Genomic DNA, 14,988 nt, shown 5'->3' with positions numbered 1-14,988 from the left:
CCTTGTCCGCATGCAAGGACCCATCTCCCGCTTCCGCACCGCGGTAGCCGCCACCGCCGCCAACCTGGCCACGGCCGCCTCGCGGGCCACCGGCCGCGGTGCCGGCGGCATGATCGGCGGCCTCGTCGCCGCGGCGATCGACCCGAACATCATGGCCTCCCTCGGCGGCGGCCGCCCCACCGTCCTGGTCACCGGCACCAACGGCAAATCCACCACCACCCGCATGCTCGCCGGAGCCGTCGGCGCCAAGCACAAAGTGGCCACCAACGACGGCGGCGACAACATGGACGCCGGCATCATCTCCGCCCTCCTCGCCGGCAAAGACGCCGACGCGATCGTCTTAGAATGCGACGAGCTGCACGTGCCCAAAGTCGCCGAACGCCTGCAGCCGGCAGCGTTCGTGCTGCTCAACCTCACCCGCGACCAGCTCGACCGCGTCGGCGAAATCAACTCCATCGAACGCGCCCTCCGCGCCGCCGTCATGGCCCACCCGGACGCCACCGTCGTCGCCAACTGCGACGACGTGCTGATCACCTCCGTCGCCTACGACCACCCCAACGTCGTCTGGGTATCCGCCGGCGCCGGCTGGACCGGCGACTCCGTGACCAACCCCCGCTCCGGCGGGCACGTCGTGCGTTCCTCCGTCACGCACGAGGGGGAAGCGGACTGGTACGCCGTCGAACCGCTCCCCGACGGCCGCGAATTCCGCCGCCCCACCCCCACGTACAAGGTCGAGGGGGAGACGTTGGTGGGACCGGAGGGCGTCGCAAAGCTTGAGCTCAAACTCCCCGGCCGCGCCAACCGGGGCAACGCCGCCCAAGCCATCGCTGCCGCTGTCGAAGCGTTCGACGTCCCCCTCGACGCCGCCGTGCGCGCCGCCGCCGACGTGGACAACGTCGCCGGCCGCTACACCACCGTCCACCTCGGCGACCACGACGTCCACCTCCTCCTGGCCAAAAACCCCGCCGGCTGGCAAGAGGCGCTGTCCATGGTCGACCGCGACGCCGACGGCGTGGTCATCGCCGTCAACGCCCAACAAGGCGACGGCGAGGACGTCTCCTGGCTGTGGGACGTGAAGTTCGAGGACTTCGGCGACACCCACGTCGTCGCCGCCGGCGAGCGCGCCACCGACCTCGCCGTGCGCCTGACCTACGGCGGCATCGGCCACGACACTGTCCACGACCCCATCGCCGCCATCCGAGCCTGCCCGCCCGGGCGCGTCGAGGTGCTGGCCAACTACACTGCGCTACTCAACCTGCGCCGCGCGCTGACCAAGGAGGAGGACTACCGTGCCTAAACTCACCATCGGCCTCGTCCTGCCCGACGTGCTGGGCACCTACGGCGACGACGGCAACGCCCTCGTGCTGCGCGAGCGTGCGCGCCGCCGCGGCATCGACGCGTCCATCGAGCGCATCATGCTTCACGACGACGTCCCGCCCTCCCACGATCTCTACACCCTCGGCGGCGGCGAAGACTCCGCCCAGCTGCTCGCCGCGGCGCGGCTGAGCGCATCCCCCGGGCTGCAGGCCGCGGCCGCCGACGGCCGGCCCATCTTCGCCGTGTGCGCCGGGCTGCAGGTGCTCGGCCATACCTTCCGCGCCCACGGCAACGAGGTCGAGGGCGTCGGGCTTCTCGACGTCACCACCGCCCCGCTGACCCGCCGCGCCACCGGCGAACTCGCCTCCGAGCCCACCCGCGCCGGCATCACCGCCGAACTTTCCGAGCCACTGACCGGCTTTGAGAACCACATGGGCGCAACCGTCTTGGGCCCGGACGCTACCGCGCTGGGGCGCGTGACCCGCGGCGTGGGCAACGGCGCCGACGGCGAGAAAGTCGACGGCGTCGTGCAGGGCAGCGTCATCGCCACTTACATGCACGGCCCGGCGCTCGCCCGCAACCCGCAGCTGGCGGACCTGCTCATCGCCCGGGCCCTTGACATCCCGCTCGCGGAGCTGGAGCCGCTTGAGCTCGACGCGGTGACCAAGCTGCGCGAAGAGCGCCTACGTTAAAACGGCATGCGTGAGCGCCGTCGTCCGTTGTTGGGCGGCGGCGTTTCGCGTTGTTAGGGCAGGGGTGTGCTTCGGGGTCCGAAGAGTTGGTCGAGTGCTCCGCGGTCGGTGTTTCTCAGGTGGTATCCCCGCGGTGAGATCCACCAGGGTGCGCCTCTGATCATGGTGATGCGGCCGCGGCTCTTGCGCCAGGGGTCGTCGTCGTTGACCCGGTTGTGGTAGCGGCACAGCGGCACGAGGTTGTTCATGTTGGTGTAGCCGCCGTGTTTCCACGCATCCACGTGGTGGATCTCGGAGCCCAACGCCCCGTGCCTGCACCCTGGGAAGGCGCACACGGGTGAGACCATGCAGGCCATGTCTCGCTGCTTCTGGTTGGCGAAACGCTCGGTGTCGTACAGGTTCACCGCCCCTTCCTCCGGGTGGAACGCTGCAACCTCCAACACCTCGCCGAACTCTTGCTGCATGTACTCCGCCCCGGTCATGGTGGTGCCGTCAGTCAAGGTGAGGATGACGTCGTCGCCGTCGCCGGCCATAATGCGTGCGTGTTCGGTGATCGGCACCATCACGATGGGCCTGGGTGCGGCAGCGACGACCCCGCCGGTTTTGCCTTCGACGATGCGCCAGAACGCTTCCTCCATCTGGGCTGCCGCGGGCTGTGTGGTGTCGATGTCTTGCTTGAGGCGGTGCTCTAAGTCGGCTGCTTTGCGGTCGGTGGTGTCGATGGTGATGCGCGCCCGCCCGTTTTTCGGCGCGGAGAAGGCGACCTGTTTCTTCTTCGGAGCGTTATCCGCGCGGGGCACCAGTTCGCGGGCGGCGCGCTCGATCGCGCGGTACCCGCCGGTGACATCCAACAAGGCCAGGCGAAGCCGCCACCGCTCGCCGGCGTCTTTCACGCCGCCGACGCGGCGTTCGATCAACGCGAGCTCGTCCAGGGAGAACCCGCGGGCTTTCTGTACTGCCAACGCTTGCTTTCGGGTGAATTTCGTCGGCCCGTAGTACACCTTCTGCATCCCGTCCCACGCGCGCGCCCGATCCGGCGCCATCCCAGCCGAAAGCGCAACCGACAGGTCGAAGTGCCGCAGCGTCTCCATGGATGCTGCGGCCATCGCCTCGATAAACGCGTCGAACGGGTTCATGCCACGAACACTAAACAGCACACAACCCCGCACAACCCCCGAAACGAAATCTGTGGATAACTCGCCACACCAGCCCCAAAGTTGTCCACAGCCGCCCCCACCCTGGAACCGCGGCGCTACAACCGCAGTCTGCCGGTCAGTGCGCGGGAAAGCGTGAGCTCGTCGACAAACTCCAAGTCCCCGCCCAACGGCATACCGGACGCCAAACGCGAAATGGTCAGGTCCGGAAAGTCCTTCAAAAGCCGCACCAGGTACGACGCGGTCGCCTCGCCCTCGGTGTCGGGGTCGGTGGCCAGGATGACCTCGGACACCGCCGGCGCCTCGGCGCCCTCCAGGTCCGGCAGCACCCCGCCGATGCGCTGCAACAGCGGCGCGATCGCCAGGTCCTTCGGCCCGACGTTGGCCAGCGGGTCCAGCGCCCCGCCCAGCACGTGGTAGCGGCCGGAGTATTCGCCGGTGCGCTCGATGACCTGGATGTCTTTCGCGTCTTCCACCACGCACACGAGCGCCTTGTCGCGCCCCGAGTCGGCGCAGATGCGACACACGTCCTCGCGCGAGACGTTGTTGCAGATGCGGCAGAACGTCACCCCGTCGCGCACGGCGGCCAATGCGGCGCGCAGCCTATCGACGTCCTCCGGTTCCTCCTTCAAAAGGTGAAACGCAATCCGTTGCGCGGATTTCGGTCCGACGCCGGGGAGGCGCGATAGCTCGTCGATAAGGTCCTGCAGTGGTCCTTCGAACACGGCGTCCTTTCACAAAAGAAAACGCGCCCGACCGCGCAAGGGGCCGGACGCGGTTAAGCGGGTGTTAGATGATGCCGCCGAACGGGATCTCGCCCGGGCCTGCCTGCGGCGCGCCACCCTGCGGTGCGCCGCCGCCCATCGCGCCGCCGGTCAGCGGGGCGATCTTCTCTTCGGCGAGCTTGCCGGCCTGGTTGTGGGCGTCGCGGTACGCGGCGAGGATGAGGTCCTGCAGCGACTCGATGTCGTCGGTGTCGACGGCCTCCGGCTTGATCTTGATGTCGGTGATCTCGGCGCCGCCGGTCATGGTGACGGTGACGAGTTCGCCGCCGGCGGTGCCGGTGACCTCGGTCTGCAGCAGCTCCATCTGCGCCTGCTGGAGGGCGGCCTGCACCTCGGCGGCCTGGCGGATGAGTTCCTGCATGTCTTGCGGCTGGGTCATGGTTGTCCCCTTTCGTTCGCTAATAGTTCTCGCGCCAGTCTACAACGGCTTCGCGCCGAGCTCGGCGGCGAGCAGGTCCATCGCGACTTCGGTGGCGTCGCGGCGGTCGGCGGTGCCGGCTTCGTCGCGCGCCTGGTCAGCCATGTCGCGTTCTTCGTCCTCGCGGGTGTATTCGGGCACATTGCCTATCGACGCCTCCGGCTCCCCCTCGTCATAGTCATACGGCTCGGGCGGCGGCGGAATTTCGTCGCGTTCGCGCTTGGCTTTCTCGGCGGCCTTCTGGCTGGCGGCAAGGGCGGCGCTGCGCCAGTCGTCCTCGCGCTTGGCGGGCGTTGGCTGCGCCGGGGCTTGCTGCTGCGGCTGCTGCTGTGCCTGTGGTTGCGACGGGGCGGGTTGCTCCGCGGCGGGCCCGCCGATCTGGGCGGGCGCGTCCCAGCCGCTGGCAGGCGCAGGGTCGTCGGATTCGGCGCTGTCGGAACTCGAGCCGTCCTCGCTGCTGGTTTCAGCGCCCGGGTTCCACACCTCGCGCTTGGCGGGGCGGCGCAGGTTCGTGGTGGACGGGTCGGTGCCGATGACGCAGCGGACCTGGATCTTCGCCCCGAGCTTCTCGGAGAGCACGGTGGCGATGTCCGTGTTGTTCTTCTCGGCGTTGATGCGCTCGGCCAGCGCGCCGGTGTGGTGGCCGACCACGAGGACGTCGCCGTCGAAGCCGAGCGGTTTCGCCTCGGTGAGCATGATCTCGGCGACCTTGTTGCGCTCGCCGACGGACTGACGCAGCCGCGTCCAGTCCTTGTCGATGCGCTCGAACAGCTCGTCCGTATCCGGCTGGGGCTCAGGCTTGGGTTCAGGCTGCTGGGGTTCTGCCGGCTGCGGCTCCGGTTGCGCGGGTTGCGGCTTGGGCTCGGGCTGCGCAGGCGCCTCCTGCTGGCGGTTGCGCGAGCTCGCGGCTGCGGCTGCTGCGGCGGCCGCCGCGGCCGCGCCACCACCCGCGGGAGCAGAGCTGGGTTGTTGCGACGTCTGGGGCTGCTGCGGTGACGGCGCAGATGAAGGCGTGGGCTGGGGCTGCTGCGGGGAAGGCGCAGCGCCAGCACCGGCGGCCGGGGTGGGCAGGGCGGCCCCGCCGCCCGGCTGCAACGTCAGCAGGTGGGCGGCCATGATCTCCAGCAGCAGGCGGGGCGAGGTCGCGCCGCGCAGGCTCGCGATGCGGTCGTTGACCTCGGACGCCAACAACGCCAGGTGCTGCGGGAAGAACTGGTGGGCTTCTTGGGTGAGGATGTCGGCGCGGTCCGAAGGTGCGTCGACAAGCCCTTGCCCGAAGGCGTCCGGGACGGTGCGGATCAGCAGCAGGTCGCGCATGCGGTCGAGCAGGTCGAGGGCGAAGCGACGGGGCTCGTGGCCGGATTCGATGACCTGGTCGATGGTGCGGTACATCGCGCTAGCGTCGCGGTCGGCAAGGGCGTCGACGGCGGCGTCGAGAAGCGTCAGGTCCGTCACGCCGAGCAGCGGCAGCGCCAGCTCGTAGGTCAGGCCGTCCTCGCCGGCGCCGGAGAGCATCTGGTCCAGAATCGACAGGGTGTCGCGCGGCGAACCGCCGCCGGCGCGGATGACCAGCGGGTAGACGTTCTCGTCGACGTGGACGCCTTCCTCCTCCACCACGTGCTGCACCAGCTCGCGCATCGCCTGCGGGGCCAGCAGCCGGAACGGGTAGTTGTGGGTGCGCGAGCGGATGGTGCCCAGCATCTTCTCCGGCTCAGTGGTGGCGAAGATGAAAATCAGGTGGGCCGGCGGCTCCTCCACGATCTTCAGCAGAGCGTTGTTGCCCTCCTTGGTGATCATGTGGGCCTCGTCGATGATGAAGACGCGGTAGCGCGACTCCGCCGGCGCGAACAGCGCACGCTCGCGCAGCTCGCGCATGTCCTCCACGCCGCCGTGGGAAGCGGCGTCGAGCTCCATCACGTCCAGGTTGCCGGACCCGCCCGGCGCGAGCGCAACGCAGGATTCGCACACGCCGCACGGGGTGGAAGTCGGCCCCTCGGCGCAGTTCAGGGAGCGCGCCAGGATGCGCGCCGAGGACGTCTTTCCGCAGCCGCGCGGGCCGGAAAAGAGGTAGGCGTGCGAGATCCGCCCGTTGTCCAGGGCGGTCGAAAGTGGGCGGGTCACCTGCTCCTGGCCGATGACCTCGCCGAACGTTGCGGGGCGGTATTTCCTGTACAGAGCCACGCGGGCAAGTCTAGCCCGCGTTGGACTCCGCAGCTTCCACGCAGGCGAGCAGCACGCAGGTGGCTACGCCGTCCATCGCGGTGCGCACTTCGTCGAGAGGCGGCAGCGACGGCGCGAGGCGGATGTTCTGGTCCTTTTCGTCCACGCCACCAGGGAAGGAGGCGCCGGCCTTGGTCAGGGTGATGCCGGCGTCCTTGGCCAGCTCCCACACGCGGGTGGCGGAGCCGTCCAGCACGTCGAGGGAGATGAAGTAGCCGCCTTCCGGTTCGGTCCACTCGGCCACCCCAAACTCGCCGAGGCGGTCCTGCAAAATCCCGACGACGGCCTCGAACTTCGGCGCCAGCGAGTTGGCGTGCTGTTTCATGAGCGTGTGCAACCCTTGGACGTCGCCAAGCAAACGCGCATGTGCAAGCTGGTTGACCTTGTTGGGGCCGATGCCGCGGATGGAGGCGTGGGAGGCGTACCACTCCAGGTTCGCCTTCGAGGAGGCGAAGAATGCCACGCCGGAGCCGGCGAGGGTGATCTTGGAGGTGGACGACATGTACCAGAAGCGGTTCGGGTTGCCGTGCTTTTCCGCCAGTGCGATCACGTCGGGGTTGTCCGGCAGCGCGCCGGTAAGCGTGTGGATGGCGTAGGCGTTGTCCCAGATGATGCGGAAGTCTTCGGCCGCGGTTTCCATCGCGGCAAGCTTCTCGACGACCTCCGGCGCGAACGTCACCCCCGTCGGGTTACCGTAAATCGGCACCGTCCACATGCCCTTGACCTGCGGGTCTTTCACCAGTTCCTCGACGGCGTCCATGTCCGGGCCGGTCGGGGTCATGGGCACCTGGACCATCTCGAAACCGAAGTGCTCGGTGATGGCGAAGTGGCGGTCGTAGCCCGGCACCGGGCAGATCCACTTGACGCGCTCCTCGTCCTTCCACGGGCGCGGCGAGTCGTTGGTGCCCCAGATATACGCCCAGGAGATCAAGTCGAACATGATGTTCAGGCTGGAAGAATCGCCGGCGATGAGGTTGTCCGGGTCGATACCCAGCACCTCGGCCCACAGTTCGCGGATGTCGGGGATGCCGGTCAGACCCCCGTAGTTGCGCACGTCCGCGCCAGTGTTGTCGGTGTAATCGCCCTCCCCCGGCAGGGAGAGCAGGGTGTTGGAGAAATCGAGCTGCTCGCTCGACGGCTTGCCGCGAGTGAGGTCCAGGTTGAGGTTGCGGGCCTTGAGCTCGTCATACTGCTGACGGGTGCGCTGGGCCAGCTCGGAGAACTGTGCGGGATCGAGATCCGAAAGAGACATGGGTTACATCGTACAGCGCAATAAAAGGGGACCCCACGCACCTGCCAGAGCTCGCTGACCCTTGCTGCGTTCCCGCCCTGGGGGAGTTCACAAGATAACACCGCGTGGGATCCTGCCCGATACTGTAGCCATGTTGCCCCTCCAGAAACAAGCCAAGGACGCATAAGCCGGATGCGCTGCGGTTTTGGCCTTGGGCGCCGGGTGGTCTAATATATCGCAAGACGCTTTCGAGTGTCGCTGGAGGATTCGACTAGCGGCCTATGTCACACGCCTGGAACGCGTGCGGGTTTCACGACCCTCGTGGGTTCAAATCCCACATCCTCCGCAAAATCCGAAACCGGTGCCCTGCGTGGGTGCCGGTTTTCGCATATACGCGTGGGGGAATTGGGGTTAAACGACAGATCTGTCATCAATGCCGTTGCAACACACCCACTCACCGCCATAGGGCTCCTCCTAAAAATTTTTAGGCAAGGCTTACCTAGCTACAAAATTTCGCGTACGATTGCGCACCATGATCGACCAACAGCTCAAAGACGCCATCAACCAGCAAGTCACCGAAGAGTACGCAGCCGCCTACACCTACCGCCACCTGGCCAACGAGATGGACGCACTGTCCTTCCCGGGCCTGTGCCAGTGGTTCGTCGCCCAAGCAAAGGAGGAGTGCGAGCACGCACTGAAGTTCGCCCAGCACCTCATCGACCGCGGTGAGCGCGTCGTGCCGAAGACCATCGAGATCAACGCGCCGGAGATCAACACGCCGCGCCAGGCATTCGAGGCCGCGCTCGCCCACGAACGGAAGGTCTCCGAGCAGATCCGCACCATCACCCGGCTTGCCGACGAAGTCGGTGACCTCGAGTCCCGCGCCCTGCTCAACTGGTTCCTCAACGAGCAGGTCGAGGAGGAGGCCACCGTCGGTGAGATCCTCGACCAGCTCAACCTCGTCGGCGATGACGGCTCGGGCCTTCTGCGTATCGACGCCCGGCTGGGCAACCGCGACATCGCGACCCCATCCGCGTAAAGGGTAAACAGCGCGAAAATTCGAGCTGAAATCCCCGCAAAATCGCGCCACTCGGGTCGCGGGACTGCCATCCACGGCCCAAGATATGGGCGTGAACTCGCCGCACACAGTCTCCCGCCGCAACTTCCTGCGCACCGCCGCTGTGGCGACGTCGGCGGCGGGTGCGGCGGTGGCGGTGCCGAGTGCGCAGTCACAGAGCACGCTGCCCACGAAGCCGGTGCCCGTGGAGATGGAGCTGCCGCCGCTGCCGTTCGTGCACGGCGTGGCCTCCGGCGACCCGCAGCCGGACGCAGTGGTGATCTGGACGCGCATCACCCCCGACGAGCACGCGATGCCCGGCTCCGGCGGCGGCGCCAACACCCGGGTGCGCTGGCAGGTCGCCCGCGACGCCCAGCTTCGCGACGTTATCGCCGAAGGCGAGACCGAAAGCCTGGTGGAGCGCGACCACACCATCCACGTCGACGTCACCGGCCTGGAGCCGGACACCGTCTACTACTACGCGTTCACCGTGGCAGACGGCCCGCACGAAGGCGCCGCCTCCCCGCTCGGCCGCACCAAAACCGCGCCCACTGGCCACGTGGACCGGCAGCGCTGGGCCGTCGCCTCCTGCGCCAACTGGGAATCCGGCTTCTTCCCCGCCTACATGGACATGGCGGCGCGCGGCTGGGACGGCGAGCTGGACCTGACCGTGTTCCTCGGCGACTACATCTACGAATACGCCCAGTACGAATACGCCGGCTACGGGCCCGTGCGCCTGCACCAGCCCGCCCACGAAATTGTCACCCTGGCGGACTACCGCACCCGCTACGGCCGCTACCGCACCGACCCCAACCTGCGCGACGCGCATGCCGCCCTGCCGTGGGTGGTGGTGTGGGACGACCACGAGTTCGCCAACAACAACTGGCGCGACGGCGCCGAAAACCACAACGCGGACGAGGGCGACTTCCACACACGCCGCGACGCCGCCATGCGCGCCTACTACGAGTGGATGCCGGTGCGCCTGACCGCAACCTCCGACGAGGGCCACATCTACCGCTCCCTGCAATTCGGCGACCTGGTTGAGCTGACCATCATGGACCTGCGCACCTACCGCGACAAGGAGTTCTGGCGCGGCGGCGCCCGCCAGACCGGCGATGCGCGCACCATGCTCGGTTCCGAGCAGTACGACTGGCTCATCGACACCCTCGAGCGCTCCACCGCGACGTGGAACGCGCTGGGCAACTCGGTGATGTTCTCCCCGCTGCACATCGGCGCGGCGTTTAACCATGCGGCCACGCGCCCCGTCGCTAAGTCGCTCAGCGCGAACATCGTGCCGGCGCAGGCGCCGATTCCCGAGCTCAACGACATGCCACTCAACGGCGACCAGTGGGACGGCTACGACTTCGAGCGCCGCCGCCTGATCAACGCCCTGGGCCGCCTGGGCAAGAACCCGATTTTCCTCACCGGCGACATCCACTCGGAGTGGGCGCACACCATCATTCACGGCGGCGAGGAGATCGGCTGCGAGATCGTCTGCTCGTCCATCACCGCGCCGAACGTGGCGGAGTCGACGAAGATCCGCGCCGGCCACCCCATCTTCGGCGCGGCGTGCGGCTACCTGCGCACCGCGAACCCCAGCCTGCACCACGTGGCGCTGGACACGCACGGCTACACGATCGTGGACATCACGCCCGAGCAGGTGGACACGCAGTGGCTTCGCGTCCACAACATCCTCGACCCGGCCTCGCCCGTCTCCCCCGGCGCAGCCCTGACGTGGCGCAAGGGTGAGGGCTTCGGGCAATAGCTTATCGACGAAAAACCAGCCGCCCCCGGTTGGTCTCACGGGGGCGGCTGGGTGTTCTAGCGGTGGGAGTTACTTCTCCTCAGCCGGCTTGTCCTCTGCGGGCTTGTCCTCCTTGGAGGAACCCTCGCCGTCCTTCTTCGCGGACGAGCCTTCGACGTTGGCGGAGGAAGCCGCCCACTCCGGCAGCTCGCCGTCCTTGCACAGCGCGGCCAGGATGCCCAGGCTTGCTGCGAGGCCGGCCAGGGACAGGCCGATTGCGGCGGCCTGGGTGACCTGCGGGCCGAACTGCGCCTGGATGCGGTTGGCCTCAACCTGCAGCTGGGTCACCCACTCCGGCTGCGGGCGGCGGTTGATGTTGCCGCCGATGCCGAACTGCTCGAGCGGGTTCGGGATGTTCATCTGCGCCGACACGTTCGCGGCAGCCTTGCCCAGCTCCTGGCCGAGCGGGCCAGCCATCGGCGCGCCGATGGCGATGAGCAGGCCGACCGGGACCAGCCACAGCAGCGGGTTGGATTCGGACGACATGTTGGCGAAGCACTTCTGCAGGTTCTCGGAGGAACCCTGCTCGGTCACGGCCTGCTTGACCTCGACCAGCACCTTGACCTCGCCGTTCTTGCCCGGGAAAACGACCTCGTAAACGCCCGGCTTGGTGCCCTCCGGCACCTCGACGGTGAAGGAGTCGTCGCCGCGCTCGACGATGGTCCAGCCCTCAGGCAGCTTCGGGTCGGTGCCCTTGTCCGCGTCCTTCGGCACGAAGATCACCAGCGGGTTCTTCTGGCCCGGGACGTACGGGATGGTGCCCTCGGAGGTCTCGCCGACCTCGACCGGGATCTCCTGGGTCTTCTTTTCGCCGTCCGGGAAGGTGATCTCCACCGGGACCTCGATCTTGGTGCCCGGGGTGGCGTCCTTCGGTGCGGTGATGTTGACGTCGCCGGTCTTCGGGTCGACGGTGATCTTCCAGCCGTCCGGAATCTTCCAGCCGTCCGGGATCTTGTAGGTCGGGTCGCCGTTCTTGTCGCCGATGACCTCCGGATTCAGTTCCTTGGTCTCACCCGGAATGACGATGACCTTCGGGCCCTTGTTGTCCGGGTTCTCCGGGGTGCCCGGGGTCTCGGTGCCCGGGGTGCCCGGCTCGTCGTCCTTGCCCGGGGTCTTCGGATCCTTCACGGTGATTTCGGCCGGGACCTTGTCGGTCTTGCCGCCCGGGTAGGTGACGGTGACGTCGATGGTCTTCTTGTCGCCGTCCTTGGCGGTCTCGGGCACGGTGACGGTGATCTCGCCGGTCTTCGGGTCGATCTCCGGCTTCCAGTCGCCCAGGTCCTGGTCCGGGGTGATCTCGTAGGTGGACTTCGGCGGCACGCCGTCGGTCTTCGGCGGCAGGGTCACCTTGTCGCCCGGGGTCTTCTCCACTGCCGGGTACTCCGGTGCGCCGTGGACGATGACCTTCGCCGGGACGGTGTCGGTCTTGCCGGACTTCGGGTCCTTGACGTCGACGAGGATTTCCTTCTCGTCGCCAGGCTTCGCGTTCTCCGGGATGGTGACGGTGACCTTGCCGGTCTTCTCGTCCACAACCGGCTTCCAGTCGCCCAGGTCCTGCTTCGGGTTGATGGTGAAGGTGGAGCCGTCGACGACGTCGCCGGTCTGCGGCAGCTCGACCTTCTCGCCCGGCTTGTCGGTGACCTCGCCGTAGCCCGGCTCGTTGAGCACGATGACCTTGGCAGGGACCTTCTTGTCAGTGGAGCCGTCCGGGTACTTCACATCGACCAGGATGGTCTTTTCGTCGCCCGGGTTCGCGGACTTTGGGATGGTGACGGTGATCTCGCCGGTGTTCGGGTCAACCTGCGGCTTCCAGTCGCCCAGGTCCTGGTCCTCGGTGATGGTGAAGGTGGAGCCCTTCGGCAGCTTCTCGTTCTGGGTCAGGGTGACCTCGGTGCCGCGCTTGCCCTTCTCCTCGCCGTAGCCCGGCGTGGCGCCGGTGGTGTCGAAGTCCTTGACGTTGACAACGGGCTTAAGCGTATCGACGGAACCGTCCGGGTACGCCACCTCAACAGTGAACTCAGCGGTGTCGCCACCCTTCGCGCCCTTCGGTGCGGTGACCTTCAGGGTGCCGTCCTTGGCCGGCTCGGCGGTCCAGCCCTCCGGGGCGTTCTTGACGGTGTAGGTGGCGTCCACGGCCTTGCCGCGCACGTCGCCCGGCTGGGTCTTCAGCGCAACGTTGACGGTCTTGCCCGGCTTCACGGTCGCCGGGGACTTGTACTCCGGCGCGAACTTCTGCACCGGGACCTCGCCGGTGAACTCCGGCGAATCCTGGGTAACGCGGCCGAGGTCGTCCACCACGCGCAGCACCTGCGGCGAATTGTAGGCCTCGAACTTGGAGTCCTTGGTCTCCTCGCGAGGCTGGGCGAGCAGCTGCACGTCGACCTTGGCAGGCTTGTCGTTATCGACGCCGCCGGTCGCGTTCTTCGGCAAGGTGACGTAGACCTTGCCGTCGGCGTCCACGCGCACCTTCGCGTCGGCGACAGCCTTACCGCCCACGGTGACGTTGCCGGTCAGACGCTCGAAGTCGTTCTCGGCGTTGGCGACGGTGATGCCGGTGTCGTACTCGTTGCCGTCGGCGATGATCGCCTTGGACTTGGTGGACGACGCCGTAATCGGCAGGCAGTTGTCCGTCTCAATCGGCCACGGCGCAACGTCGACGGTCGCCCAGGTGTTCACACGGGTGACCGACTGACCAGAGGAGGTGGGCTGGTTGATCTTCCACGCCCACGTCTGCTTATCCAGGGAATTGTTCAGACCGAGCTTCGCGGACACTTTCTGCTCATCGCCGGGCTTCACCGAGAAGCTGTCGTTATTCACCGGGACAATGTCGGTAACGTCGAGGTTGACTTTCTTGTCCTTGAGTTCCGCATCGAACGCGAGCGTGCCCGACTGCTGCTCCTTCACCGTGAACGATTGCGTGACGTCCTTGGTCGCATTGTTCGCGATCTCGGCGTTCGCCACGGCACGCTCAAAGATGCGCTCGCCCTTGCTGTCCAGCGTGACCCACGCCAGGTACTCGGTGTTGGCCTCGTTGAGCGCGACACCAGCGGCAACGCCGTTCTGGTCTGCTTGCCTGGCTTCGCCCGGCTGGGAGGTGGAAACGTTGTCCTCCATGATGATCTGGCAGTCTTCCTGCTCAGGGTTGCCCAGGGCGCCCGGCGGGCTGACAAAATCTTCCGGCAGTGCGGTCGCCTGGGGCGCGACGATGGCAGAGGTGCCGAGAGCCAGCGCGACGGCGCTCGCGGCGATCTTCTTCGCGTTCATTGAAAACTCCTCAAAAAGGCTAACTAAAGGGTGTCGCCCAATATGAAGAAACTTCAGGCATTCTGCAACATTTTTTGATATAATTGTCAGGTTATATATTAGAAACCCTCAGGTTGTTGAGGTGTCCACAACCATGGCTCGCGCGAAAGCTGCGCCGGATCAAATTCCTCCAGTAACTCTTGGACGCTCGAAACGCCCGCGCAGCCGAGCGATTCCGCGATGTGCGCCACCACTTCTTCCGCACTGTTTTCGCGCAGCATCTCCCGCAACGTCACCGCCCCATCGCGCTTTGCTAATCGACGCCCCTCCGGCCCCACCACGAGCGGAACATGAACATACGAGGGAGTTGTGAGCCCTAAGCGGTCGGCTAAGTACGCCTGAGCCGGCGCCGAAAACAGCAGATCGTCTCCGCGCACCACCTGGTCCACGCCCTGGTAGCCGTCGTCGACCACCACGGCCAGGTTGTACGCCCAGTCCCCCGCCTGCGCCTGGTCGATGCGCCCACCCCGCTTCAGGATCACGTCGTCCACCGGACCGGTGTATTCGCCCTGGTAGAAGTCGCGCACCGTCCACTCTTTCACGTGCGCGCGCAGCCTGATTGCCGGGAGGCGGCCTTCGGCGTGGAGCTCGGAGCGTCGAAAAGCTCGCTGTTCCTCTGTGAGATCGCGGCAGGTGCCCGGGTACATGCCGGGCTGGGCGTGGGGCGCGGAAGCGGCATCGCGGATGTCGCGGCGCGTGCAGTAACACTCGTAGGTATCCAGGCGGGACAGCGCATCGGCGTACGCGTCGCCGCGGTCGTGCTGGTACATCACCGGCGGATCGAAGTCGAGGCCGAGCATCTGCAGATCCTCGATCTGGCGCTGCGCGGACTCCGCGGACGAGCGCTCCGAATCGATGTCCTCCACGCGCAGGTAGAAGTTGCGGCCCGTCTGCCGCGCGAACAACCACGCCAACACCGCGGTGCGGAGGTTGCCGAAGTGCAGATCGCCGCTGGGGCTCGGGGCGTAGCGGCCGGCGGGAGCTTGAAAATCAGGCATGTGTGCCAT

The 14,988-nt window shown here is 67.0% G+C and carries 11 protein-coding genes, 1 tRNA gene and 1 other RNA gene; 5 read left to right on the top strand and 8 right to left on the bottom strand.

All coding sequences use genetic code 11. The features are described 5' to 3' along the window. Positions 1-10: 10 nt before the first annotated feature. Positions 11-1,297 (top strand): DUF1727 domain-containing protein, encoded by a 1,287-nt coding sequence (locus ACX1NL_RS00705; protein ID WP_458898362.1) that lies wholly within the window; start codon positions 11-13, stop codon positions 1,295-1,297. Then, positions 1,290-2,009: a type 1 glutamine amidotransferase gene (locus ACX1NL_RS00700; RefSeq protein WP_239307587.1), complete on the top strand. Its 720-nt coding sequence runs from the start codon at positions 1,290-1,292 to the stop codon at positions 2,007-2,009. Before ACX1NL_RS00705 ends, ACX1NL_RS00700 begins: the two co-directional genes overlap by 8 nt. Before the next feature lie 53 nt (positions 2,010-2,062). Here ACX1NL_RS00700 and ACX1NL_RS00695 read toward each other — a convergent pair whose 3' ends face one another. The 6 genes from ACX1NL_RS00695 to ffs all read right to left on the bottom strand — a co-directional run bounded on the left by ACX1NL_RS00695 (position 2,063) and on the right by ffs (position 7,955). Continuing rightward, positions 2,063-3,145, bottom strand: coding sequence for an HNH endonuclease signature motif containing protein (locus tag ACX1NL_RS00695; RefSeq protein WP_458898360.1), 1,083 nt, complete (start codon positions 3,143-3,145; stop codon positions 2,063-2,065). Positions 3,146-3,261: 116 nt separating this feature from the next. After that, positions 3,262-3,888: a recombination mediator RecR gene (gene recR, locus ACX1NL_RS00690; protein WP_070845387.1), complete on the bottom strand. Its 627-nt coding sequence runs from the start codon at positions 3,886-3,888 to the stop codon at positions 3,262-3,264. 64 nt (positions 3,889-3,952) lie between these two features. Then, positions 3,953-4,327 (bottom strand): YbaB/EbfC family nucleoid-associated protein, encoded by a 375-nt coding sequence (locus ACX1NL_RS00685; protein ID WP_448231605.1) that lies wholly within the window; start codon positions 4,325-4,327, stop codon positions 3,953-3,955. A 39-nt stretch (positions 4,328-4,366) separates the two neighbouring features. After that, positions 4,367-6,547, bottom strand: coding sequence for a DNA polymerase III subunit gamma and tau (locus tag ACX1NL_RS00680; protein ID WP_458898359.1), 2,181 nt, complete (start codon positions 6,545-6,547; stop codon positions 4,367-4,369). 10 nt (positions 6,548-6,557) lie between these two features. Beyond that, complete coding sequence (locus tag ACX1NL_RS00675) at positions 6,558-7,838, bottom strand: aminotransferase class I/II-fold pyridoxal phosphate-dependent enzyme (RefSeq protein ID WP_458898358.1); 1,281 nt, start codon at positions 7,836-7,838, stop codon at positions 6,558-6,560. 19 nt (positions 7,839-7,857) lie between these two features. Continuing rightward, positions 7,858-7,955: signal recognition particle sRNA small type (gene ffs, locus ACX1NL_RS00670), an RNA gene on the bottom strand. Between the two features lie 122 nt (positions 7,956-8,077). Between ffs and ACX1NL_RS00665 the strand changes: the two genes are divergently transcribed. The 3 genes from ACX1NL_RS00665 (at position 8,078) to ACX1NL_RS00655 (ending at position 10,639) form a co-directional block, all read left to right on the top strand. Beyond that, positions 8,078-8,163: transfer RNA gene (locus tag ACX1NL_RS00665), tRNA-Ser, on the top strand. Positions 8,164-8,352: 189 nt separating this feature from the next. Then, positions 8,353-8,856 (top strand): ferritin, encoded by a 504-nt coding sequence (locus tag ACX1NL_RS00660; protein ID WP_181889678.1) that lies wholly within the window; start codon positions 8,353-8,355, stop codon positions 8,854-8,856. Positions 8,857-8,947: 91 nt separating this feature from the next. Continuing rightward, positions 8,948-10,639 carry an alkaline phosphatase D family protein gene (locus ACX1NL_RS00655; RefSeq protein WP_458898357.1) on the top strand — a complete coding sequence of 564 codons (1,692 nt, stop codon included), beginning with the start codon at positions 8,948-8,950 and terminating at the stop codon, positions 10,637-10,639. A 69-nt stretch (positions 10,640-10,708) separates the two neighbouring features. Here the strand turns inward: ACX1NL_RS00655 and ACX1NL_RS00650 are convergent, their stop codons facing one another. Both ACX1NL_RS00650 and gluQRS read right to left on the bottom strand, forming a co-directional pair. After that, entirely contained in the window at positions 10,709-13,942 is a 3,234-nt protein-coding gene (locus ACX1NL_RS00650) for a YPDG domain-containing protein (RefSeq protein ID WP_458898356.1), read from the bottom strand. Between the two features lie 98 nt (positions 13,943-14,040). Then, positions 14,041-14,979 (bottom strand): tRNA glutamyl-Q(34) synthetase GluQRS, encoded by a 939-nt coding sequence (gene gluQRS / locus ACX1NL_RS00645; protein ID WP_458898355.1) that lies wholly within the window; start codon positions 14,977-14,979, stop codon positions 14,041-14,043. Positions 14,980-14,988: the final 9 nt, after the last annotated feature.

The organism is Corynebacterium sp. CQ3829_602738, assembly GCF_054478435.1.
The sequence above is the reverse complement of the archived record's forward strand: the minus strand, read 5'-3'. Positions and strand labels throughout refer to the sequence as shown.

What these genes read in the sequence shown, in the direction of transcription:
- ACX1NL_RS00705 (WP_458898362.1), top strand. Translation starts at nt 11, where the DNA reads ATGCAAGGACCCATCTCCCGCTTCCGCACCGCGGTAGCCGCCACCGCC.
- ACX1NL_RS00695 (WP_458898360.1), bottom strand. Translation starts at nt 3,145, where the DNA reads ATGAACCCGTTCGACGCGTTTATCGAGGCGATGGCCGCAGCATCCATG.
- ACX1NL_RS00685 (WP_448231605.1), bottom strand. Translation starts at nt 4,327, where the DNA reads ATGACCCAGCCGCAAGACATGCAGGAACTCATCCGCCAGGCCGCCGAG.
- ACX1NL_RS00675 (WP_458898358.1), bottom strand. Translation starts at nt 7,838, where the DNA reads ATGTCTCTTTCGGATCTCGATCCCGCACAGTTCTCCGAGCTGGCCCAG.
- ACX1NL_RS00650 (WP_458898356.1), bottom strand. Translation starts at nt 13,942, where the DNA reads ATGAACGCGAAGAAGATCGCCGCGAGCGCCGTCGCGCTGGCTCTCGGC.
- gluQRS (WP_458898355.1), bottom strand. Translation starts at nt 14,979, where the DNA reads ATGCCTGATTTTCAAGCTCCCGCCGGCCGCTACGCCCCGAGCCCCAGC.